Source organism: Pedobacter glucosidilyticus (genome assembly GCF_002483235.1).
GTDB classification, from domain to species: Bacteria; Bacteroidota; Bacteroidia; order Sphingobacteriales; family Sphingobacteriaceae; genus Pseudopedobacter; species Pseudopedobacter glucosidilyticum_B.
This window is the reverse complement of sequence record NZ_DLHN01000026.1, coordinates 125589-149537: the sequence shown is the minus strand read 5'-3', so window position 1 is coordinate 149537 and position 23949 is coordinate 125589. Positions and strand designations below refer to the sequence as shown.

Sequence of the window (23949 nt, the reverse complement as noted above, 5' to 3'; positions counted from 1 at the left end):
TAACGATTTTTATTTTTTACGAGCGTTTAATTGCGCTAAATACAAAGAACTGGGCTGCAAGCCTGCTTTATTTTGCCCTTCCCATTCTCCATCTGGGCGGTCGCCAAGTTTTGTATTGATTCTTTTTTCTGCTATAACACCGATAGCATAGTTTTTACCGCTTACATAAGGATTTTGCAAGGTTATTTCTTTCGCTCGGCAATTCCAAAACACTTGGTTTACGCCAGCCCAACCATGTCCTGTACCCGAGTTACCTCTGTCTTGAACATTTATTTGCCCGTCTGTTACAACGTTATCGTAAAGGGTACCCATGGTCCAGCGGTGGTGCGGACCAATATCAGAATGGGTTTTAGATGCTTTACAATTGTAAAACACATTGGGCCCTAAAACTTGTGCTGCAGTCACATAATCATGTCTGCCTTCGGTGGTTTCTAAATTCATGAAGAGGTTTTGCTGCCCTACATTATTAAAAGAATAACGTCTGCCACCTGTAATTTGCGATTTTCCGTCTAAGCATTTAGAATCTATAACGGTAACTTTTTTAGCTCCTCTTTCTAAGCTCACGCAAGAATATCCAAAATATTTAGAAACTATATTTCTAGCCCAAGCATTCTCAACTTTATTAAACTGTACGGCTATCCAACCATGTTCTTCATCAGTATCATTGGCATATTCAGACTCTATCTGTAGGTTTTCTATACCTACTTCTTTAATTCTTCCCGTAAAAGTATATTTATAAACTTCACCACCACCGTATTGTGCTTCCATAGCCATCACAATAGGATTATCTATAAAAATTGTGTTTCCTTCTATTTTAGTGATTTTACGTTCAAACGGAAAGTTATAAGTTTTGGTATCCCATTGTCTGGTGTCTGATTTGGGAACTATTTTATCCATTTTTAAATCGGCAATCCATTTTTCTGTCGCTGGTCTGTATACAACAATATCATCCCCAACCTGATAAGCTTTTGCAGATTTTACTTTAAAAGATTTAGTTCCCACAGGCACATAATCATCCGTTATTTTAACTCTTGTGGTGCTAAGCTCTTGAACATCACCAGCACCAGAAACCACAATTAGGTTTCTTTTTACTTTACCTGACGCCACTAAAACAGTACCTTTTTCTCCTCTTAACACAATACCCCCAGTATTAATTTTAATAACACCGGGTATTTTGTAAGTCCCTTTTTTGAGTAAAATAGCACCCCGATGCCCCATAGTATTAGGCTTTAGTTTAGCTACTTCATCAATAGCTTGTTGTATCAGTTTTTCGCTATCACCAGATGCAGGTGCGGTGAGTGTTTTTACAATTTTCACATCAGGAATTGCTTTATCTCCGTGGTGATAGCCTACTCGGCTAAAATCTGGGATGGTATTACCTTGTTCATCAGGAAAATAGGTAATACTGCCATCGGCATTAACTTTTAAAAACTTAGACTGCCATGTAGCACTGGAAAACGCAAAAAGAAGCGTGGTGGTCATTGCTACCAGCAACAAGACCTTTACAGGATATAATTTCATGTAATAAAATTGGTTATTATGGTTATACCAAATAAACAGCATTTTTATGGTATAAAAATCACATCAATTACCTTAAAAATAAGCTGAATTAACATCCTATATGATTGTTACACAAACATAAAAGTCTACAATAAAGGCATAATAATATATTTCATGCCCTTTTGGGTATTAAAATCTATGGTAAATTCTTTTGATACATTTAAGTTTGGCAGTTTAACTTGTGCTACTTTATCGAATTTAACCTCATCAAACTGATAATATAAAGGATTTGGGTTTTTACCCGATGCTGCTTTACTAACTACCCCAACAACTTTAACAGGTATTTTAGTAGTTAAACGGCAGTTGCCTCCTAAATGAGATATTAGAGTAGCTTGTGTTAGCTGGCCTTTATCCCAAGAAACATCTACAGTAAAATTTCCTCTTGCTTTAATCCCTTTGATAGTGCCTTTTGCCCATTCTTTAGGCAGCGCTGGCAGTAAATTTATAGCATCGGTATGGCTTTGCATTAACATTTCTATAACACCTGCTGTTGCTCCAAAATTACCATCTATTTGAAAGGGAGGATGCGCATCAAACATGTTTGGATAAGTACCGCCGCCACTCGTTTGAAAATTACTTAATTGGGCATTAGACCCAGCGCCATCTTCTTTCTTTTGCACAGGGTCTATTTCCGTTAAACCGGCTTTTAATATCTCCAAAGCTTTATTTCCGTCTTGTAATCTTGCCCACCAGTTGATTTTCCACGCCATAGACCAACCTGTACTGATATCTCCACGGTGGATAAGAGATTGCTTGGAAGCTGCTGCCAATTCTGGTGTATGTTGTATGGTGATATGATTACCTGGAAATAAGCCAAATAGATGAGAAATATGTCGGTGTTTATCTTCCGGATCATCCCAATCTTTAAACCACTCTTGCAACTGCCCATGTTTTCCTATTTTGTAAGGATACAATTTTTGATAAGCATTTTCTACCCGAGCTCTTAAAGCAGCATCAACATTTAAAGCTTTAGCTGTATGTAAGAAAGCTGCAAAAAACTCTTTGGTAATACCCATATCCATGGTGGTGGCCATGCTCATCTCGTACTCTTCACCGTCAATTTTAAATACGTTCTCTGGTGAGGTTGATGGATTGGTAACCAACTGTCCATTAGCATCTTCTTGTAACCAATTCAATAAAAACTGGGCGGTACCTTTCATTAAAGGATAAGCTTTGTTTCTTAAGAAGTTAATATCCCCAGTATACAAATAATGGTCGTATAAGTGCATACAAAACCAAGGGCTGCCCATTGCCCAAGCCGACCAACGCGGCGTACCGCGAGGGTCCCAATCATAGCCTCCTGTTGGCGATGTTTTAGCCCAAATATCTGTATTGTGATGTACGGTCCAGCCTTCATTAATACCGTAATTGGTTTTTAATGTTGCTTTTCCATTAACGGCCAACCTTTCAATAAAATCAAACAAAGGATGGTGTAATTCAGAAAGATTTCCGTTTTCTGCTGGCCAATAATTCATTTGGGTATTGATGTTGGCGGTATAATTACTTCCCCAAGGTGGTTGTACCAAATCATTCCAGATGCCTTGCAAATTGGTTGGTAAAGAACCCGGTCTGGAGCCGGCAATCATCAAATATCTCCCAAATTGGAAATACAAAGCCTGTAAACCTTGATCGTTACCTTTTACACCTTGCTTTTGCAAACGGATGTTGGTTGGTAATTTATCTAAATCAGGATTATTTTGTAAAGCAAAACTTACACGGTTAAATAGCTTTTGATGATCTGCAATATGTAGCTGTTTCATGGCAGCGTAAGACTTTGCAAAAGCTTTATTCATATCTGCTTGCGCCTGTATAGCAGGATTTTTACCTTCTAAACCTGGCGATTTATCGAAACCGTTATAACTGGTAGCATCCGTAAGATAAATGGTTACCGCATTGGCTTTACTAACTTGTAATTGATTTTGTAAAGCTTTTACTGTACCTCCTTCGGTCTTAATTTTTAGATGAACTTCAAAAGTCATCCCCTCCTTTTCATCGTAAACAATCTGCTCTGGTTCTGTACTTCTGTGTGCCACATGTTTAGGAGCTTTGCCTTTTAAAATCAAGTAATTGGCTGCATTGGCTTGTGTAGCGTATTTAAGTTTGCTATTTAACTGTGTATTAAAACTAATAGCATTTGGCTTATCGGCAGTTATGCGTACAAGTAAAACCTTATCGGGATGACTGATAAAAGTTTCTCTGGTATATGTAACTCCCGCCACTTTATAAGTTACCTTATGGATGGCTTTGCTAATGTCTAACTCTCTTCTGTAAGTGCTTGCGGTAGAATCTTTAAAGTTAAAATCCAGATATAAATCTGCCATGGTAAGATAGCGAGCAGAATAAGGTCCTTGTAGATTTTTCTTCCAAATATCTGTGGCTTTACCATAGTCTTCTGTGATGATGGCTTGCCTAACTAGTGGTAAAGCCGCTGCACCTTTGGGGTTATTACCCGGGTTTGGATAACCAGACCATAAGGTGTTGTTATTAAGTTGTAAACGCTCTTTGCTGATGTTACCAAAAACCATTGCTCCGGTTTTGGCATTTCCTAAAGGTAAAGCCTCTTCCCATACTCTAGCTGGCGCTTGGTACCACAATTTATTTAAATTCTCTTGAGCGATAGTCACATGAGCAGTTAAGCCTGTTGCAGCTATCAACAAAAAACGTTTCAACATCATCATTTTAAAAATTAAAAGAATAGGTTTTACCCGGTTTAGCATCTATATCAAATTCTTTAGAGACTTTTATCCCTACCGGATTTATTTTAGCCTCAGCAGCTATTATTGGTTTTTTAACTTCAGGGACTTCAAAAAAAGTATTAGCATTTAATCCCTTAGCAGGTTTTAAACCTTGCGGGATAACAGCTATTAAATCTTCATTAATTCTTAACCTACAATTACCGTTTAAAGAAGATTTTACTGTTAAAGAGGTTAGTTTTTTATCCTTCCAAACAATATCAACCTCAAAACCGCCTCTGGCTTTTAAGCCTTTTATGCTGCCGCTTGGCCAGTTATCAGGCAAAGCAGGTAAGATGTGTATGGCACCATCATGAGATTGCAAAAGCATTTCTGCAATACCTGCTGTACAGCCAAAATTCCCATCTATTTGAAATGGTGGATGGGCATCAAACATATTAGGATAAGTACCTCCTCCGGTAACACTCATCGGCATTGCGGGATCTACCAATCGTAATTGGTCTGTAATTAATTTGTAAGCATGATTTCCATCTAAAAATCTAGCCCATAAATTCACTTTCCAACCCATAGACCAGCCTGTTGCCGGGTCGCCACGGTACAACAAAGAAGTTCTGGCGGCATCAAATAACTCTGGCGTTTTGTATGGCGATATTTGATTACTTGGATACAAGCCGTAAAGATGAGAAACATGACGATGTTTATCATCAGGACGATCTAAATCCCACATCCATTCTTGTAATTGGCTATGTTTACCAATTTGCATAGGCGCTAATCGGGCTTGTGTAGCGGCTAATTGTTTGGCAAAATCAGCATCAACACCTAAAATTTGAGCTGCTTTTATGGTTTTTCTAAACAAATCAAACAAGAGTTGATTATCCATAGTTGCGCCTGCCGTAATAGATACCCTTTGCTTAGCCACTTGTGTATTTTCTGGAGAGTTGGATGGCGATACCACCAGCCATTTATTTTTAGGCTCTTCTTGTAAAACATCTAAATAAAATTCGCAAGCACTTTTTAATATCGGATAATGCTCTTTTAAGAAATTAACATCTCCGGTAAACTCATATCTATCCCAAAGGTGCTGACTCAACCAAGTACCACCCATAGGCCATAAACCAGCAAATGGTCTATCAACCGGACCTGTAATTCTCCAAATATCTGTGTTATGATGCGCTACCCAACCTTTAGCTCCGTACATTAACTGAGCGGTTTCTTTACCAGTAACAGCAATATCTTTAATCAACTTAAATAAAGGCTCATGCAGCTCTGTTAAATTGGTGAGCTCTGCAGGCCAATAATTCATTTCTGTATTGATATTGATGGTATATTTACTATCCCAAGATGGATTAACCTGCGCATTCCAGATACCTTGCAGGTTAGCAGGTTGTGTACCCGGCTGCGAGCTAGAGATTAATAAATATCTACCAAACTGAAAATAAAGCGCTGCTAAATGCGGATCGTTACTTTTAGCAAACTCATAAATCCTGAGGTTAGTTGGCTTCTTAACAGCATCGTTAAGGCCTAAATCTAATTTTACACGATTAAAATATTGCTGATAAAACTGAATATGTTTAGCCAAAGCCTGAGGATAACTTACCTGAACAGCCTTATTTAAATAAGCACTCGCTTTCGCGGATGCATTGCCTGATACATCTTTATAATTAATAAAATTGGTAGCGATTGCGATATAAATAGTTGCCGAGTTGGCATTTTTAACCTTCCATTGGTTATCTACTAGCTGTGCTGTACCCCCATTGGTAAGCACCTTAACTTGGGTTTCAAACTTTACTTGACCTTTTTCACCCTCATGGTCTGATGATGTTCCGGTAAGGATAAGTTTTTGATCAGCTATTTTTTGCTCTCCCTGTAAAGGCGATGTTAAAGAAGCATTAAAAGTTATTTTCCCGCTTTGGCTTGCCGTTAAACGTACTACAATAGCTTGGTCTACAAAAGAAGAAAAAATCTCCCTTTTATAACTAACGCCATTGAGTTTATAAGTTACGGTGGCAACAGCTTTTTCGATATTTAAATCGCGGTAATAATCTTGAACTTCCTCATGCCCAGGAAAATCTAAAAATAAATCTCCAACAGGTTGATACATCATACCGCTATTCTTTTTAGGCATGAGTTCAACATCGGCTATAGCCTGAGCTTCTACAATTTTCCCTTCTGCTAAGAGTTTTCTTACAGCGGGAATAGCTTTTCCAGACTCGGCAGTTACATTGTTATTAGGGCCACCAGACCAAACCGTTTCTTCATTGAGCTGTAATTGCTCTTTAGCTGAGCCACCAAAAATCATTGCCCCTAAACGTCCATTACCAATAGGTAAAGCTTCATTCCAATTGGCGGCTGGCTTATTATACCAAAGTTTTAAAGTTTTATCTAAACCAGTTTGACTAAAGCTTAACCCAGAAAGAGCTATTAAAGGCAACAAGCAGATGTATTTCTTCATCTTATAAAGTTAACATTTCTGAAGGTACACCTTCTGATTTAACGGCAATGGTATTTTTACCGCCATTAGTTTTAACACTGATTAAAGCTCGGCCATTGTAGAACTGTACATATCTAGAGCCTGTAGAAGTTCCTTGATTATCGATTAACTCGCCATCTCCGGCTAAAGAAAAACGCACCCAGTTTCTAGAGTCTAAACATTGTACGCCATTAGCATCTTTAAGTTTAACCTCGATAGTAGCTTTACCATTTTCTTCGGATATTTTGCGTACTTCTAGTCTTGCCGGAGCGCCCCATTGCCTAGTTTCATATTCAAAGCTTAACTCATCTTCTAAAACAGTTTTACCTTTTTTGGCAATTACTTTAACTATGTTTTTACCTGCATTTGGCACTACATTCCAACGTAAACCTGCCGCAGGAAAATCCTGACTGTTACGTTTTTTAACTCCTTGGCTTTTACCATTAACAAATAATTCGGCTTCATCGCAATTAGAGAAAACTTTAATCATTTTCTCCTCTCCGGCAGCACCCCAACGCACTGGCCAAGTATGCCCGTAGATATGAACCATTGGCTTTTTAGTCCAATAAGATTGATAAACATAAAAAACCTCTTTTTTGGTAAAATCTCTTTCTATAACTCCTTTTTGGTTCATGTAAGGCACCGGGTTATCAGGTCTTACAGGTGTAGAAAAATCTTTAAAAGGCCATTGTGCAGTACCAGTTAGCCAAGGCATAGTTTCTTGTTCTTTTAAATGCCAATCTACCAAGTTTACGATGTAAGATTCGCTCCAATCACCATCTTTAGAAACTCTGCTAGCACCACCAATTAAAGAAGCATCTCCAGCTCTTTCATCGGCACCAACGCCAGTTTTAACTTTACGCAAAGCATTATCTGGGTTTTCAGAATGGCGACGAGCATGACCATCGCCACCCCATTCTACATGTAAGAAATGTTTAACTTTCTTAAATTCTTCTTCAGAAACTTGCTTATACTCGGTATAAATACCACGATACCAACCTGCCCAGATTGAAGGCGAGTAAACATCTACAATGTCTTTACAGAAATCGCATCTTCTGATAGCTGTTTTACGCGTAGGGTCTAAAGCATGAGAAAGGTCATGCAACTCTTTCATAAACACCCTGATTTTTTCTTTATCAAACTCAGGAAAATCTCCAGGCCAATCGTTCTCATTACCTAAACCCCAAATGATTATAGATGGATGATTATAATGCTGCTCAATCATGTTAGTGAGCATTCTACGAGCTTGTTGTTTATAAACATCGCCGCCTAAACCACCACGACACCAAGGAATTTCTTCCCAAACCACCATTCCTAGGCTATCACATAAGTTTAAGATGGTTCTTGATTGCTGATAATGACCTAAACGGATGAAATTAACTCCCATATCTTTCATCATCTTCATCTCGGTACGCATCATTTCATCTGTCATGGCGGCAGCAACTCCGGCATGGTCTTCATGGCGGTGTGTGCCTTGCAGTAACAAACGTTTCCCGTTTAATAAAAACGGCCCTTTTTCTACAAATTCAAAATGTCTGAATCCTATTTTTTCTTCATGTTTATCTACACCATCAGCAGTTTTAACATTTAATTCAACGGTATAAAGTGTTGGTTTATCGGTAGACCAAAGCTCGGCTTTAGCTACTTTTATATTAGCAATTTCTAAATCTTTACCTGTTAGTTGAATTTGCTTTTTTTGCGTACTGATAACTTTACCTGAAGGCGATATTAATTTAAGCTCTACCTCTGCATTGCTAGTGCCTTTAGGGTTATAAAACCTTGCTTTTACGTTTAAGGAAGCATTTTTACCTTCTTTATCTACCGTGGCTAAAGCGAAAACTTTATCAACCGAAAGGGATGGCTTATAAACCAAATTTAAGTAACGATAGATGCCTCCGTAAAGGTTAAAATCAGATAAATCTGACGGAATAAGTTCTAAATCGCGAGAATTATCTGTACGGATAGATAATGGAATTTTACCTTTAAATTGTTTCTGATAAACATCAGTTTTCTGGAAAGCAGCTACAGCATCAGTAATATCAACGGTAAATTCATCATATCCACCAACGTGTGAACCCACTTTTGTTTGATAGATATAAACATCTGTTTTTTGGCCAGCGCCTTCAAAATGTAATAAGGTTCTTCCTGTTTGATAAGGATTTTTTACCTCTATTAAAGTTCTGTACCAAGATGGTCCTTGGTAATAATTCATATCAGGGTCTACTGCATCTTCTGCATTAACACAATGTGGCAAACTTACTTTTTCCCATAGCGGCACACTTTCTGGATTACCTGCACCTACTGGTCTAACAGCTTCCCAAATACCTCCTAAATCTTGTTTTAGGAACTCCCAGTTATCATTTAATCTTATTTTTTGTTGCGCAATTACTGAATTTTGTAAACCTAGAACTACAAGAACTAGCCAAATGATATTTTTCTTTAACAAAGCGTACGATTTTAGTTTAATTAATGATTAATAAAAGTTATGGGTTAAATGGCCCTTCGCCCGCCCAAGTTTGTAGCTGAGATGATATACTGCCCATTCTTTGTGCTGGAATAGTGACATTATTTACAGCGGCATCGCCTAACCTATCTTTTAACTGGGTAAGATACAAACTTCTGGGCTGTACATGGATATTGTTACTTTCAAAATAACCATTACCTGCAAAAGTTAGGGCAATATTACCAACACCCCAATTTCTAGCTGCTGCCGGACTTTGTACCATGATATCTACCCGGGTTGATCTGCAATTCCAAAACATGGTTTGCGCACCTGCCCAACCATGGCCAGAGCCACTTGCACCTCTATTTTGTACCCTTATTTGACCTCCAAAAACATTATCAAATAATAATCCTGTACTCCATCTATGGTGCGGCCCAATGTCTGATGTGGTTTCTACTGCAACACAATCTAAGAATACGTTTGGCCCAGGTACGGTAGAGCCTGTAACATAACAGTGTCTTCCACCTCTTGAAAAACAACGTTGAAATAGATTAAAAGGTGAGGTTCCTGCTATGTTAAAAGAGTATTTTCTCCCTCCTATTGTTTGAGATTTAGGATCAAGCATAGCACAATCTTGAACTGTGTTATATACAGAGCTCTCTTCAATAGATACACAAGCATAGCCAAAATATTGTGCTGTAACATCTTTAACCCAACAGTTTTCTGCTCTAAGAAGTTTTACTCCGTACCAGGCATGTTGCTCGTCGTTATCGTTTTCAAAAACAGAAACTAAACGCATATTTTCCACACCAGAATTTTGAATTCTACCAGAAACGGAATGTATACCAACTCTACCACCACCATAACGGGTTTGTATAGGGTCTACAATGGGTGCATTTATGGTGATATTATTTCCGCTTATAGCGGTTATAACACGTTCATAAGACATCACATATCTACTTGGTGTCCATCCATATTGTGTCATTTCTAACAAATCTATCCATGCTTGGTTAGGGGTTCTGGTAACCAAAACTCTACTACCAACCGTTAAGCCATTGGTATTTTCTAAATTAAATGATTTAGCACCTGTAGGAACATAACTATCAGAAATTAATCTTCTAGAGCTTGTTACCTCACCCAAATTAGAACCACTTCCTTGCACCCTTATCAGGGTACTACCAATCAATCTCTTAGTTGCTCTTAAAATTGTACCAGATGCGCCTTGTCCAACGCCTCTTAATACAACCCCACTGGCTCTTATTACTAAAGAATCTGCAACATCATAAGTACCCGCATTTAGTAAAATAGCCCCTCTAAAACCATTTGCATCTACTGGTAAAGCTTCAACTTCACTTATCACTTGCTGAATTCTGGCTCTATTATCACCAAGTTGGGGAGACAAAGTTCTTACCACTGGAGCTGTAGGAATAGCAACACCTCCGCCTTTGTAACCCGCATTAGAAAAATCTGGTACTGTATTAATTTTATCGATTTCGCCCTGGTTTGCAAAAGTATTATATGCTAGTTTACCACTAACATCAGTATATACTAAAGCAGTATTGTTTGCCGGTGGCGTGGGTGGCGGAGTTACCGGAGGCTCTTCCAATGGTGGTGGAGTAGGTTCTTCTTTCTTAGCTACTTCTTTCTTTTTACAAGCTAATGCTAAAACAAAAAGCGTAAAAACAAACCATAGCTTGTAATTCCGGAGAATTTTAACAAATAATACTGTTTCCATATAGTTTAACTAAATTATTTTTTACCAGCTGCTCTAACAGTTTTTACCTGAGCTGCAGTAATGGCACTTGCTTTATTTTGAAAGCTGTTTCTCACATAAGTGAGTACATCTGCAACTTGTTGATCGGTTAAAAAAGCCATAGCAGGCATTACATTAGCATAAGTTTCTCCATCAATCTCTACACCTTCACTTAAACCTTTTAGTACGATATTTATGAGCCTGGTTTGGTCTCCTAAAACATAAACTGTTTTACTTAAAGGTGGGTTTAAACCTGATACACCTAAACCATCGGCTTGATGGCAAACCGCACAATATTGCGTATAAACTACTTTTCCGTTATTGATAGCGTTTTGCACACCAGATGCTACCGGAACTGCTTTAGTTACCGCCTTCTTAACTGGTACTTTAGGCTTAGTTTGTGAAAAAACCGAAACTGACATTACCAAAACCAGTATTACACTGGCTATTAACTTATTTACCGTCATATATAATTCTAAAAATTGTTCCTTTTTTGTCTTCACTTACATATAATGACCCGTCTGGCCCTTGCGCCAATCCGCAGGGGCGGTATTTTGCCTGACTGCTAGACATTACTTCTGGTGTTCCGGCAAAACCATTGGCGAAAATTTCCCAATCGCCGGCAGGTTTTCCATTTTTAAAAGGCACAAAAGCCACAAAAAAACCTTCCTGCTTTAAAGGAGCTCGGTTCCAAGAGCCATGAAAAGCTACAAAAGCTCCGTTTTTATACCTTTCAGGAAACTGATTACCGGTGTAAAACAGCAGTGCATTAGGGGCAAGATGCGCAGGAAAAGCTACTACAGGATCTATAAAAGAAGGATCGGCTTCTTTTTTACCATCACCACCATATTCTGGCGCTAGTATTTTCTTTTTTTGGATAGGATCATAATAACTGTAAGGCCAACCAGCATGATCGCCTTTCTTAATCATAAACATACATTCAGCAGGCAACTCGGCATTTGCTTTATCATCATAAAGTTCAGGAAAAATACTGCTTAAGTTATCTCTGCCATGCTGCATTACAAATAGCGTATTGTTTTCAGGATTCCAATCTAAACCCATTACATTACGTAAACCCGTGGCATACCTTACACCTTCTTTGTAAGATTGATTTAGTTTGTCGGCTTTAAATTGCCATATTCCACCGGCAGAATCCAAGATAGGGCAATTTGGAATCCCCATTGAGCCTTTTGCCCTATTTTGGTATTGGCAAGAGTTTGATGGTGAGCCGATGTTTACATAGATATTGTTATCATTATCTAAAACAATGGATTTAGTATTATGCTGTCTTTGATTGATTAAACCTGTTACCAGTTTTTCTGGCTTATCTGGTGCTATAACCTCATAATTTTGATTAAGCTTGTATCTGAAAACCTCTGCATCTGAACTGGCATACAAATAATCATTCTTCAAAAAAATTCCAGTTCCTACATAATCTCCAAAACCGATTTGCTCATCAATTTTACCATCGCCATTATTATCTTTTAAATGATAAATGGTTTTTTCGTTTAAAACCTTGCTTAGTTTTACATAAATATCACCTTTTGGGGTAACGGTTAAATGTCTGGCTTTACCTAAATTTTCTGCAACAACTAAAGCACCAAAACCTTTAGGCAATGTTAAGCCCGCGTTGTTCTGATCTGGCAATACTTTAATTGACTTTACTGGTTTAGGATGTTCACTCTTAAAGGATGAAAAGATTATAAAACTTGTAATCTGGATGATGAAAAATATATGGCGCTTCATAACTTAACTCTCTGTTTGAGGCAAGCAGATAAATATCTGTTGTACCTTCTTGATGAAATTTAGACTTTATATAATTTAGGATGAATAACAAAGCTACCTTTTAAAGTAAACATTAGGTTATGCCTAATTAGCAATTTATGCAGTACTATTGGCAATATGGCTTCATTAAACGTGATGAAGCAAAAGAAAACGATTAAAAATATGGGTAAAACTATATAGTTTTTACGAAATCGATTACGATGATATATATGAAAAATTATATCTTAAAAAGAATTAAATATTATTATAAAACATCCATATAAATATATTATTAATGTAATTATTAAAAAGTAAATCTATATTAACTTTAAAGAATACATACCTACGTAACAGGTTTTAAAGGCATTGTTTAGGGCCTTGTGTTGATTTATAATTGTATCAACCAAAAATTAAACCAATGAAACCACAACTTTTAAAAGTGACCTCTGGTCCTGTACATTCTTTTAGTGTGAGGCAAGACTTAGTCCCAAACATCAACAACAGATGGCATTATCATCCAGAATTAGAACTTATTCATTTTAGAGCGGGTAAAGGAACTCAGTTTATTGGCGACAGCATTAAAAGATTTGGCCCGGGAGATATAGTGCTTGTAGGCTCTAATTTACCACATTATTGGAGATATGATGACTTGTATTCACATGAAAGCCCAAAACTAACGGCAGAGTCAAGAGTGGTACATTTTAATGAGAATTTTTGGGGCGAAGCTTTTTTAAATCTACCTGAGAATAAAATCTTCCGAACTTTATTTGAGAAAGCTAAGAGAGGTATCCAAATTAAAGGTAAAACCAGGGTTAAAGTAGCAGAATGTTTAGAAAAGCTACTCTATACAGAAGGTCCAGAAAGAATCATGATTTTAATGGAAACCTTGCTGACCATAGCTCAATCTCAACAAATTAGCACTTTATCTTCTATTGGTTATCATAATGAACTTGAAGAGCATGAAAATGATAGGATGACTTTAATATATGAGTACACACTAGCCAATTTCCGCAAGAAAATACAATTAGAGGAAATAGCAGAAATAGCTCATATCAGTCCAAATTCTTTTTGCCGATATTTTAAATCAAGAACAAGAAAAACTTATTCGCAGTTTTTATTGGAGGTAAAGGTTGGACAGGCTTGTAAATTATTAATGGAAAATAACCTATCTATAAAAGAATTGTGTTATGAAAGTGGGTTTAACAATTTTGCAAGCTTCCACAAGTATTTTAAGCAAATAACAGGTCTTAGCCCTTTAAGCTATAAGAAAGAATTTAACCAAACCAGTTTTAATGTTTTGCAAAAAAACTAAGTACTGCATACCCTACATCAAATTATTAACTTATAAAACGTACAAAAGCCCTTTATGGGCTTTTTGTTCATTGTACAACAATTATGAAAAAAACACTTTTATTTTTAGTAACATTAAGCTTTGGCAATTTATATGCTTATGCTCAAATTGGTAAAAACTGGACGGAAGTTACCAAAAGAGAAGAAGGACGATTTAAAATACAATTAGAAAATTTCAAAAAACCATCAGGAGATAATACCCCTTTTAGCTGGCCTAGAACCGCCGCTTTTGCAGATAAAGATGGTAAAGAACTATCCTCATTATCTGCTGATGTTACTACGCATTACCATTGGAACCCAGCTTTAAACACACATACTTTTACGCTAGTTAAATTTCCCGGAAACAGATCTGAGATAAGAATTCATGATAATTACAGAACAGGTTCAAGACAATTTGAAGGTTATATTACCATGAATGATAAACTAGATAAACAAGCAGTTTTCCAACTTTTTGGTAGCGCAGAAGGGGCTACACAAATGCAAATCAGAGGTTTTGGAAACCGCAAAGGTGGCTCTTTAGAAGTTACGTTTGATACCAAAATGCCTTCATCTGGTAATAAAGTAATTGCAACTAACATCAACAATAAAGAAGTAAGGATAAATGTGATCCATTTACAGGAAGATGTTGGCGATGCCGTAATTGTTTATGTGGATGGCGTAGAAAAATTTAGATTTAAAGATGGCGAAACTTTAAAAGAGGGCAAGGAATTTATGAATTATATGAAATTTGGAGTATATGGAAGAGAGCAAGATGGAGAGTTTGATGGGGTTACCAATATGCAAACCAAATGGAGAAACGTAAGATTGTGGGAAGGCGGACAACCATAAATCATTCCTAGAACGATATCCACACAAATAATAAGGATAAATCATATTAAATCATCATTTTTGCGTTTTAATTGAGCTGGCAGATGCTAACAACAGACATAAGCAAAGCAAAAGAGGCGCTTGAAAATGATGATTTAATTGCTATCCCTACCGAAACGGTTTACGGTTTGGCCGGAAATGCTTTTAGTGATACTGCTGTAAAGAAAATATTTGATTTAAAGCAAAGGCCACATTATAATCCCTTAATTGTTCATATTTCTTCAATAGATTTTTTAAGCAAAGTTGCCAGAGATATACCTCCTTTAGCATTAACATTAGCGCAGCATTTTTGGCCTGGCCCATTAACACTGGTTTTAAAAAAACAAGCTATTGTACCAGATATGGTTACCGCAGGTAAAGATACTGTTGCTGTGCGGATGCCAGACCATGCTTTAACCTTGGCTTTATTAAAAGAATTAGATTTCCCATTAGCGGCACCAAGTGCTAATCCTTTTGGTTGTATCAGCCCGTCTACAGCGCAGCATGTTTACAATTATTTTCACGATACTTTACCTGTTATTTTAGATGGTGGCCCTTGCCAGAAAGGGATAGAATCTACCATTATTGGTTTTGAAAACGATGAGCCTATTCTTTACCGCCATGGTTCTTTGGCTATAGAAGATATAGAGGCTTTAATAGGTCCTGTTAAAACCAAAACCCTAAATAATGCCAATCCACAAGCGCCAGGGATGCTTTCTAAGCATTATGCCCCTAAAACAAGAACTTATTTAACAGAGGATATTTCCAAATCACTTAAAGAATTTGAAGGCAAAAGAATTGGTGTGATGATGTTTAAAGACAAAGCAATAGGTAAAGATATTGTGCATCAGGAAGTATTATCTATAAATGGAGATATGAAAGAAGCTGCCAGGAATCTATACAAAGCCATGCATATTTTAGACCAGCAGGAACTTGATGTCATTATCGTAGAAAAATTCCCGGATATAAACTTAGGCATCACCATAAATGATAGGTTAAACCGGGCTACAAAATTATAATCAAAAAAGCCGGAATGCATGTGCATAACCGGCTTCCCTCTCTATTTAATTATAATTTCTATAAAGAAACACCTCGTTTCCAAGGGATAAAATCATCCTGACCGTGTTTTACAGCGCAAACCTCAATCTCGCCACTAGCTACTGCAATAACATAGTCTAAAATTCTCGCTCCTGCCTCTTCAATAGTTTCTTCACCTTCTATAACAGTACCTGTATTGATATCGATAATATCGCTCATACGGTTATATAAGGTAGTATTGCTTGATAATTTAACAACGGGTACAATTGGGTTGCCTGTTGGAGTACCTAAACCTGTAGTAAATAAAACCACATTAGCTCCAGAGCCAACCTCGGCTGTTGTACTTTCTACATCATTACCTGGCGTACAAAGTAGATTTAAACCCGGTTTGGTAACCTTTTCAGGATAATCTAAAACCTCTACTACCGGTGATGTACCACCTTTTTTTGCCGCTCCGGCAGATTTTATAGCATCTGTAATTAAGCCATCTTTAATATTTCCTGGAGATGGGTTCATATCAAAACCAGACCCAGCTTCAACAACTCTTTTCTCATAAGTACGCATCAATTGGTTAAAGCGTTCTGCTTGTTCTACAGAAGTGCATCTATCGCTGATATTTTGCTCTACCCCGCAAAGCTCAGGAAACTCTGCTAAAATAACAGTTCCGCCCAAAGCAACTAACAAATCAGAAGTATAACCTATAGCCGGATTTGCAGAAATACCCGAGAAACCATCAGAACCACCACACTCTAAACCAATGGTAATTTTACTTAGCGGAGCTGGTTGACGTGTACACTCGTTTGCTTTAGCTAAACCTGCTAAGGTTTGTTTGATAGCCCATGAAAGCATATCAGCCTCTGTACCAATTTTTTGTTGCTCTAAAATGTATAAAGGTTTAGAGAAATTAACGTCTCTCTTAGCAATTTCTGCCTGTAAAATAGAAACTTGAGCGTTTTGGCATCCCAAACTTAAAACTGTTGCACCAGCACAATTTGGGTGCGTAATGTATCCTGCTAAAAGACCACATAAGGTTTCAGCATCTTGTCTGATACCGCCACAACCACCTTCATGTTTTAAGAATTTAATACCATCAACGTTAGGGAAAACACGTTCTGTTTTCTGATGACTTTCTTCTACAAAAACTTCGGCCTGTAAAAGTTCTTCGGTTTTTGCACCGCTTTTATAAAGGGCTATCAGTTGCTCTGCTTGAGACTGATAGTTGTTTTTTCTTTTGTAACCTAAACTCCCGGTTAAGGTTTCTTGCAGTACATCTATGTTTCTATTCTCACAAAAAACCATCGGGATAACCAACCAATAATTTGCTGTACCTACGCTACCATCTTCGCGGTGGAAACCCATGAAAGTACGATTTTGCCATGCAGAAACATCGGGCTTAACCCAATCTGTTTTACGCTCTCCGGTTTCAAAACCTAAAGCAGCGTGTTTAAGATTTGATGTAGTGATAACATTCCCTCTTTTTAAATCGCTTTGTGCTTTACCAACCAAAACGCCATACATGATGACTTCTTCACCCGCTTTTAAATCAGTGGTTAGAAATTTATGTTTAGCCTGTACATCGTCTAAAACGGTATAGTTTTCATTTTGGTAGGTTAATTGTTCGCCTGCTTTAATATCAGTTAAAGCAACAATGACATTATCATTTGGATGAACTTTTAAAATACGTTGTCTCATGGTTATGCCTCTGCTTTACTGTTTTTAAATTGTTTCAATAAAGTACTTACTGAGGATTTTTTTATTTCTTCGTAATACTTGTTAACTGCTTTTACAAAGCCCGGAAACTCTGCTAAAGAATCTCCCCATATAAAATTATCTGCTAAAACAGCTGCTACTTTGCTATCTTGTTGTTTTATTAAAATATCGTTCACATAGGCGGCTTTATCATCATTAATATGATACGTTGTACCGTTAAGCTCTCCATAAAATTTATCGCCTTCTTGCTTACCTTCTATAAAACGAATGTAAGCAGCAAAACCAAAAGCTATTAATTGGGGTACATGTGTAAATTTCTCGTAATGGTTTAGCAATAATGGTACTACCCTCATCTTCAGTTTGGAAGTATAGTTCATACTGATACTTAACCATTGATGTTTGATGTGTGGGTTTCTGAACCTGTCTAAAACTTTGTCAGCAAAATCATCCGTAATGTCAGTTGTAACTTGATAAGGTATGGCTGGAGCTATTTCAGCTTTCATCAAATCGGCAATAAAAGTTGCCATCTCCTCATTATCCATAGCTGATTTTACAGTCTCAAACCCTGCTAAATACGCTACCCCGCAGCTTAGGGTATGTGTACCGTTTAATAAACGAAGTTTTAGCTCGCGGTGTAAATTGATATCAGGAGTGATGACTACACCTTTATCAGCCTCGGCAAAAGAAAGCTTTTGCTTAACTTTTTCATCACCTTCAATTGCCCAAAGACTATAAACTTCAGACATGGTGAGTAAATTATCAGTGTAACCTAATTCTTGCTGTAGGTTTTCTAAAGCGGTAGCATCGGGTTTACCGGGTACAATTCTATCAACCAAAGAATTACAAAATTGATTACTGTTTTGCATCCAATTCATAAAATCTTGTGGTAACTGATTTTTCTTGGCTTGTTTTAAAAGGATGTCTTTTAGTTTAGTAGCGTTATCGGGGATAAGCTCTGTTGGAACGATAACTAAACCTCTGTCCTCTGCACCATTAAAAATTTTATATCGGTGAAATAAAACGGCTAACAGCTTCCCTGGGAAAGATACCGGTGGATGTGCATGAACATCATCTTCTACCAGTTGAATACCTACTTCGGTAGTGTTTGATATGATAACTTGAAGATGCGGTGAAGCTGCAAAATCTAATACTTCTTGCCATTGTGTACCTGCTACCAAAACTTTACTAATAGAGGCATTAATGATGTTTTCTTCTATTTTCTTGCCGTTTTCTATACCACGTACACAAATAGTATATAAAGCGTCTTGCTCATCAAATTCTTTGGTAGAGCCTGTATCGGTAGATTTTACGACTACCACCCGACCATTAAAAATACCAGCTTTGTTGGCTTTGTCTATATAATAATCTGGCAGACCGCGTAACAATACGCCAGTTCCAAATTGTAATACTTTAGCAGGTAAATCAAATATATCTGTATTTGGCTTATCTACTACTTGGGCGTTAATGTTTTTTAAATTGCTTTGTGATAATTGCATTTTGAGAGATTGTTTATTTTGAGGATGTTAGCTTTAATAACCAGTGGAATAATTCTTTAGCTGCTGTGAGATTATCAAAATCTGCAGGAAGCTTTCTACCGTCTACATATTCATTGTACAGCCAAGGGTCGCCAACGGCAAATACCAAACCTTTACCATATTTAGCAGTTGCCATAACCACATCAGTATGGTGGGTTAAAACTGCCTTTGCAGGCGCTTGAAGTTGTATGGTACTAATTTCTTTGAGATATAATTTTTTTGCCGATTTAAAAATTTCATTACCAGCAGGAACTGGAATAGCTCCCATCTCATATTGGTTGTTGATTACAGGATTTTTCAATTCCTTTTTAAATTGAATACCAAAAACCTCTGCCAGTTTATTAAACTTATCTAATTCGGCATTTTTTTCATCATTAGCCATCAAAACTAAAGTTCCGCCTTGGCTAACCCAATTTTTAATTTCTTGGATGGATGAAGCATCCATAAAATTAGGGCTAGCGGTTTCTTTTTCAGTATCGGGGTCTACAATGATATAAACATTGGCCTGTGCCAAATTAGCCGCTGTTGGTGTTGCTTTTAAGGTTGCCAATTTTGCCCCTGTATGGTTAATATGTTCGCCTAATAAAGAAAAACCATTATTATCCATTTCATCCCATACGTAATGGAAACTTTCTTGCTGACCAATGATGTTCTTACGGAACTCGTTATTGAAATAATTGTCTAACAAAACAGTTTTACCTTTTCCAACTTGTGGGTTATTTCTGATTTGCATTTCATTAGCTGCCAAGATAAAAGCCCCCATTCCTTTAGGGTCATCCTGAATTACTTTTTCGCTTAAATAGTACTCATAACTACCATCACGATAAGGTTTACCGCCTAAACCAGCCACACTTACCGTACCGTTTAAATGCAGAAAACCTTCGGCATCAGTCTCTAAAAATTGTTTTTGGATACCTGTATAAGCTTTTTGTGCTACAGCTTCATATTTTTCTGGTAAAACGCCTAGTCTAATACCTTTTGCCAAAGTATAAACAAACATACAAGAGGCAGAAGCTTCTAAATAGTTTCCTTTGCCATCAGGCATATTCATCACCTGATACCACAAACCGCTTTTTTTATCTTGAGATGCTTCTATAGCTGCTGCAAAGCGATTTAAAACGGCAACAATTTCTTGCCTTTTAGGATGATTTGCAGGAAAATGATCTAAAACATCAACCATAGCCATGCCGTACCAACCCATGGCCCGGCCCCAGAAATGTGGCGAGTTGCCTGTTTCTTTGTTTGCCCATCTTTGTTCTCTAGACTCATCCCAACCATGGTAAATTAAGCCTGTCTTTGGATCGCGGGCAACTTTCTCTATATGCGTAAATTGGTTAGCAATGTCATCAAATGCTTCTGGTTCGTTAAAAAGTTGTGCCCACTCTGCATAAAATGGCATCCCCATGTATAAACCATCCAACCAAACTTGGTGTGGATATATTTTTTTATGCCAGTAGCTACCTTCTTTGGTTCTAGGATGTTCTTGTAATTGTTTTCTTAGTTGAGCAGCTGCCTTATAATACTTTTCTTTTCCTGTTACGCGGTAAAGCATCAATAAAGCTCTTCCTGTACGGATGTTGTCAATATTATAATCTAATAGTTTATAGGTTTTGATGGTTCCATCAGCTTCTACAAACATATCCATACAGCGTTGTACGTAGTTGAAATAAGTAGCATTGGCAGTGCTTTTCCAAACATTGGTGATGCCTTCTAAAAAAACGCCAGTTTCATAAGTCCACTTTAATGGTCTGCTATTATTTTCTATAGGAAAAGGCCATTTATGCATCACTGTTTTAGACAGTTCTTGCGCCAGTGGCTTCTGCTGATTAGAAATTTGACGAGTGGTAGAGCAAGAAGCTAAACCCATACTTCCTGCTAAAAATGCTATTATAAAACGCTTCATCATTTCTTATTTATTAATTTTTAGCGATTTTGGCTTTGCTCCGAAATTAAATTTCACCTTATCTTTTGCTGTGGTAACAGATGGGCCTGCAAGAGAAACAGCCTCGGTTCTATCGCCAGATAGGGTTATTAAGTTTTGGATTTCTGTATCTGATTTTAAACCGCTGATGTTGATTTGTTTGCTATTTTCTACTAAAATCAAAGGGTTAGTTACATCACTCACCAAATGGATATTTTTTAGGTTGATATTGGTAGCCTCAATTAACTCGATACCAATTTTAGATTTAATGGTAACATCCTCTAAATTGATGTTTTGGATATTCATTTCTGGAATCCCCCTCATGAAAATACCTTTCTCTGCGCCCACGCAAACTACGTTTTTGATGTAAAAATCTTTAAACTGTGGTGTAGCCTCTGTAACTGGTAAAAATTCTACTTTAGGTGCTGCTCTTTGCTCTCCAGCCATAGGTACTGGGTCTATTGCGGCATAATACATATCAAACAAAATAGCATCGCCCGGGATGTTTTTCATAAAGGTATTGGCGATGTAAATTTTTTCTACCACGCCACCACGACCACGAGTGGTTTTAAAACGTAAGCCAATATCGGTACCTATGAAAGAGTTGTTGTACACAAATAGATTTCTTGCCCCGCCAGACATCTCGCTACCAATAACAAAGCCTCCATGAGCATGGTAAACCACATTATTTCTTACGATAACTTCCTCTGTTGGCATACCTCTTTTTCTACCAGCTTCATCTCTACCAGATTTAATGCAAATACCATCATCGCCAACGTCAAAAACAGAATCTTCTATAAGAACATTTTTACAAGATTCTACATCAATACCATCTCCATTTTGTGCATACCAAGGGTTTCTTACCAGGATATTTCTTACCGTTAAATCTTGACACATTAAAGGATGAAGATTCCACGCCGGCGAGTTTTGAAAAGTAACACCTTCTAATAATACCTTTTTACAGCTATTTAAAACCAGCAAATTAGGACGATAGAAATCTTTCATTTCTACATAGTCTTCTGGTTTGGTACCGGGCTTTATAACTGTAGCATCTTTAGTATTAAAGCCTTTCTGGTAACTTGCTGATGGAAACCAATTTTTACCATCTTTATCTACCACACCACCAGAAGCCACTAAATTTTTCCATTGAGATTCGTTTAATTTACTTTTCTTAACAAATCTCCATGCATCGCCATTACCATCTATAATACCGGCACCGGTAATAGCTATATTTTCCAGATTGTAACCTGATATTGGTGCTTCATTAACAACGGCAGGTTTACCTTCCCAGCTACCTTCAATTAATTTATATTGGCTTTTATCTGTAGTAAATAACAACAAAGCGCCACTTCTTAAGTGTAGGTTTACATTACTTTTAAGGTAAATTGGCCCGGTAAGCCAAACACCTTCATTAAGTAAAACAACACCTCCACCGTTTTTGCTACAAGCCTCTATAGCTTGGTTAATACTGCTAGTGTTTAGCGTTACACCATCAGGATTAGCGCCATATTTTACAATATCAAAAGTATCTTTTTTAAAAACAGGCGTTTTTATAATAGGCATTTTAACATTAAAAGTTTTAATGAAAGCTAGTGAATCTGTTATTTGCTTTTGCCTATTTTCTTGCGCAACAGATGATGAAATAAGGGTACACAATACCAAGCCCGAAATCATCATTCTTTTAATTCTTTTAATCATCATATCGTTAATTTTATAACCAAAAATTATTGGCTCCATATTGTACTAATATTTAAAATTTGATCAGGTTTATAAGAATCTTAAAGGCTTCAATAATTGATTTTAGACCTTTAAACAACAATTTTAACGAAATTTAGTAAAGCCTATGCGTATTTGGGGGTATTTATTTGTGCAATCGTTACCGGGAAGGTTTGCGTAAAAAATTACGAGTACTTTAGCATATTTTACATTGGGCAGACAAGCTCATCAGAAGAAGAGTTTCTTTTGTGCTTCTGATAAGAAAATTCTCCTTTAATCTTAGATAAGATTAAAGGAGAAATATTTAAAATATTTTAGTCTAGCTTGAAAGCTAAAACAGAATTTTTAAGAAAAGTTGGAACATAAACGATACGCTTTACAGGGTCGTAACCAATATCAGCAGTATTAATTTTTTCGGCTCTGGTATCTAGTAATTTTTCTACTTTACCGCTTACAGTTACGTAGTAAATTAGACCTCCCCAACAAGAAACTAAAAACTCTCCGTCCTTAACAGGCTCTAGTCCATCGCCACCTAATTCAAAGCCTTCTGCTAGTTTAGTAAGCTCTTTTTTAGCATTAGCTTTCCATAATTCTGGACCTGCTAAAATGTATAAATCTGTACCTATAGCTTTTAGTCCGTTTACACTTTTAACATCTTCTAAATAAAGTTCAGGAGTGTTGTTAACGATACGAAAAACCTTTCTTTTACGTGTATCAGACACATAAACAACGCCTTTATCATCTACAGTAACATCGTTTAAAAACTCGGTTTCTGGTACTGTAATACGATTGGTAATTTTAGCAGCTTTCATATCTATCACCACTACTTCGGTTAAATCTGCCACGTACATGGTGTTTTTATAAACGCCAATTCCTTTTGGTGCGTTAAGCCCAGTTACCCAGTTTAAATTGATGGTTTTACCATCTAAAGTTAGCTTACCAATAGCACCTTTTCCATCTTTTTCGCTACCGCCACCATCTATCTGAGACACGTATAAAAGTTTCTCTTTAGCAGAATACAAGACAGATTCTGGTACGGGAATACTATCTGCAGATTTCCAAATTTGCGTTAGCTTGTGCTGTGCATCGGCCTTTAAGGCTACAAAAAACAAAAATGTAAAAAGTAGTTTTTTCATGATGTTAGTTTATA

At 37.0% G+C, this 23949-nt stretch carries 15 protein-coding genes; 3 read left to right on the top strand and 12 right to left on the bottom strand.

What is annotated here, in order from left to right; genetic code table 11:
- Window positions 1-9: 9 nt before the first annotated feature.
- The 7 genes from B2745_RS11370 to B2745_RS11340 all read right to left on the bottom strand — a co-directional run bounded on the left by B2745_RS11370 (window position 10) and on the right by B2745_RS11340 (window position 12665).
- Entirely contained in the window at window positions 10-1521 is a 1512-nt protein-coding gene (locus B2745_RS11370) for a hypothetical protein (protein WP_304066599.1), read from the bottom strand.
- A gap of 125 nt (window positions 1522-1646) precedes the next feature.
- Window positions 1647-4232 (bottom strand): glycoside hydrolase family 95 protein, encoded by a 2586-nt coding sequence (locus B2745_RS11365; RefSeq protein WP_304066597.1) that lies wholly within the window; start codon window positions 4230-4232, stop codon window positions 1647-1649.
- Between the two features lie 7 nt (window positions 4233-4239).
- The gene (locus tag B2745_RS11360; protein ID WP_304066594.1) at window positions 4240-6705 is read right to left on the bottom strand and encodes a glycoside hydrolase family 95 protein; all 2466 of its coding nucleotides are present in this window, start codon (window positions 6703-6705) and stop codon (window positions 4240-4242) included.
- 1 nt (window position 6706) lies between these two features.
- On the bottom strand, window positions 6707-9169 hold the full coding sequence (locus tag B2745_RS11355) for a glycoside hydrolase family 2 TIM barrel-domain containing protein (RefSeq protein WP_414691930.1): 2463 nt from the start codon (window positions 9167-9169) through the stop codon (window positions 6707-6709).
- 37 nt (window positions 9170-9206) lie between these two features.
- Window positions 9207-10901, bottom strand: a complete 1695-nt coding sequence (locus tag B2745_RS11350; RefSeq protein ID WP_304066590.1) for a hypothetical protein — start codon at window positions 10899-10901, stop codon at window positions 9207-9209.
- A 14-nt stretch (window positions 10902-10915) separates the two neighbouring features.
- Window positions 10916-11386, bottom strand: coding sequence for a c-type cytochrome (locus B2745_RS11345; protein WP_304066587.1), 471 nt, complete (start codon window positions 11384-11386; stop codon window positions 10916-10918).
- The gene (locus B2745_RS11340; RefSeq protein WP_304066585.1) at window positions 11373-12665 is read right to left on the bottom strand and encodes a PQQ-dependent sugar dehydrogenase; all 1293 of its coding nucleotides are present in this window, start codon (window positions 12663-12665) and stop codon (window positions 11373-11375) included. Before B2745_RS11340 ends, B2745_RS11345 begins: the two co-directional genes overlap by 14 nt.
- A gap of 436 nt (window positions 12666-13101) precedes the next feature.
- Between B2745_RS11340 and B2745_RS11335 the strand changes: the two genes are divergently transcribed.
- The 3 genes from B2745_RS11335 (at window position 13102) to B2745_RS11325 (ending at window position 15898) form a co-directional block, all read left to right on the top strand.
- On the top strand, window positions 13102-13995 hold the full coding sequence (locus B2745_RS11335; protein WP_026905054.1) for an AraC family transcriptional regulator: 894 nt from the start codon (window positions 13102-13104) through the stop codon (window positions 13993-13995).
- Between the two features lie 83 nt (window positions 13996-14078).
- Entirely contained in the window at window positions 14079-14861 is a 783-nt protein-coding gene (locus tag B2745_RS11330) for a hypothetical protein (RefSeq protein ID WP_304066583.1), read from the top strand.
- 83 nt (window positions 14862-14944) lie between these two features.
- Window positions 14945-15898, top strand: coding sequence for an L-threonylcarbamoyladenylate synthase (locus B2745_RS11325; protein WP_304066580.1), 954 nt, complete (start codon window positions 14945-14947; stop codon window positions 15896-15898).
- A 58-nt stretch (window positions 15899-15956) separates the two neighbouring features.
- Here the strand turns inward: B2745_RS11325 and B2745_RS11320 are convergent, their stop codons facing one another.
- The 5 genes from B2745_RS11320 to B2745_RS11300 all read right to left on the bottom strand — a co-directional run bounded on the left by B2745_RS11320 (window position 15957) and on the right by B2745_RS11300 (window position 23935).
- Window positions 15957-17609, bottom strand: coding sequence for a UxaA family hydrolase (locus B2745_RS11320; RefSeq protein ID WP_304066578.1), 1653 nt, complete (start codon window positions 17607-17609; stop codon window positions 15957-15959).
- 2 nt (window positions 17610-17611) lie between these two features.
- Window positions 17612-19123 carry a tagaturonate reductase gene (locus tag B2745_RS11315; protein WP_304066575.1) on the bottom strand — a complete coding sequence of 504 codons (1512 nt, stop codon included), beginning with the start codon at window positions 19121-19123 and terminating at the stop codon, window positions 17612-17614.
- A gap of 13 nt (window positions 19124-19136) precedes the next feature.
- Window positions 19137-21068 (bottom strand): DUF4350 domain-containing protein, encoded by a 1932-nt coding sequence (locus B2745_RS11310; RefSeq protein WP_304066573.1) that lies wholly within the window; start codon window positions 21066-21068, stop codon window positions 19137-19139.
- Between the two features lie 3 nt (window positions 21069-21071).
- Window positions 21072-22820 (bottom strand): glycoside hydrolase family 28 protein, encoded by a 1749-nt coding sequence (locus B2745_RS11305; RefSeq protein WP_304066571.1) that lies wholly within the window; start codon window positions 22818-22820, stop codon window positions 21072-21074.
- A 293-nt stretch (window positions 22821-23113) separates the two neighbouring features.
- Window positions 23114-23935, bottom strand: coding sequence for a hypothetical protein (locus B2745_RS11300; RefSeq protein WP_026905047.1), 822 nt, complete (start codon window positions 23933-23935; stop codon window positions 23114-23116).
- Window positions 23936-23949 lie beyond the last annotated feature (14 nt).

Bases quoted from the DNA above. Each gene is read 5' to 3' on its own strand.
- B2745_RS11360 (WP_304066594.1), bottom strand. From the start codon at position 6,705: ATGAAGAAATACATCTGCTTGTTGCCTTTAATAGCTCTTTCTGGGTTA.
- B2745_RS11340 (WP_304066585.1), bottom strand. From the start codon at position 12,665: ATGAAGCGCCATATATTTTTCATCATCCAGATTACAAGTTTTATAATC.
- B2745_RS11365 (WP_304066597.1), bottom strand. From the start codon at position 4,232: ATGTTGAAACGTTTTTTGTTGATAGCTGCAACAGGCTTAACTGCTCAT.
- B2745_RS11330 (WP_304066583.1), top strand. From the start codon at position 14,079: ATGAAAAAAACACTTTTATTTTTAGTAACATTAAGCTTTGGCAATTTA.
- B2745_RS11320 (WP_304066578.1), bottom strand. From the start codon at position 17,609: ATGAGACAACGTATTTTAAAAGTTCATCCAAATGATAATGTCATTGTT.
- B2745_RS11350 (WP_304066590.1), bottom strand. From the start codon at position 10,901: ATGGAAACAGTATTATTTGTTAAAATTCTCCGGAATTACAAGCTATGG.
- B2745_RS11310 (WP_304066573.1), bottom strand. From the start codon at position 21,068: ATGATGAAGCGTTTTATAATAGCATTTTTAGCAGGAAGTATGGGTTTA.
- B2745_RS11300 (WP_026905047.1), bottom strand. From the start codon at position 23,935: ATGAAAAAACTACTTTTTACATTTTTGTTTTTTGTAGCCTTAAAGGCC.
- B2745_RS11345 (WP_304066587.1), bottom strand. From the start codon at position 11,386: ATGACGGTAAATAAGTTAATAGCCAGTGTAATACTGGTTTTGGTAATG.
- B2745_RS11335 (WP_026905054.1), top strand. From the start codon at position 13,102: ATGAAACCACAACTTTTAAAAGTGACCTCTGGTCCTGTACATTCTTTT.
- B2745_RS11315 (WP_304066575.1), bottom strand. From the start codon at position 19,123: ATGCAATTATCACAAAGCAATTTAAAAAACATTAACGCCCAAGTAGTA.
- B2745_RS11370 (WP_304066599.1), bottom strand. From the start codon at position 1,521: ATGAAATTATATCCTGTAAAGGTCTTGTTGCTGGTAGCAATGACCACC.
- B2745_RS11305 (WP_304066571.1), bottom strand. From the start codon at position 22,820: ATGGAGCCAATAATTTTTGGTTATAAAATTAACGATATGATGATTAAA.
- B2745_RS11325 (WP_304066580.1), top strand. From the start codon at position 14,945: ATGCTAACAACAGACATAAGCAAAGCAAAAGAGGCGCTTGAAAATGAT.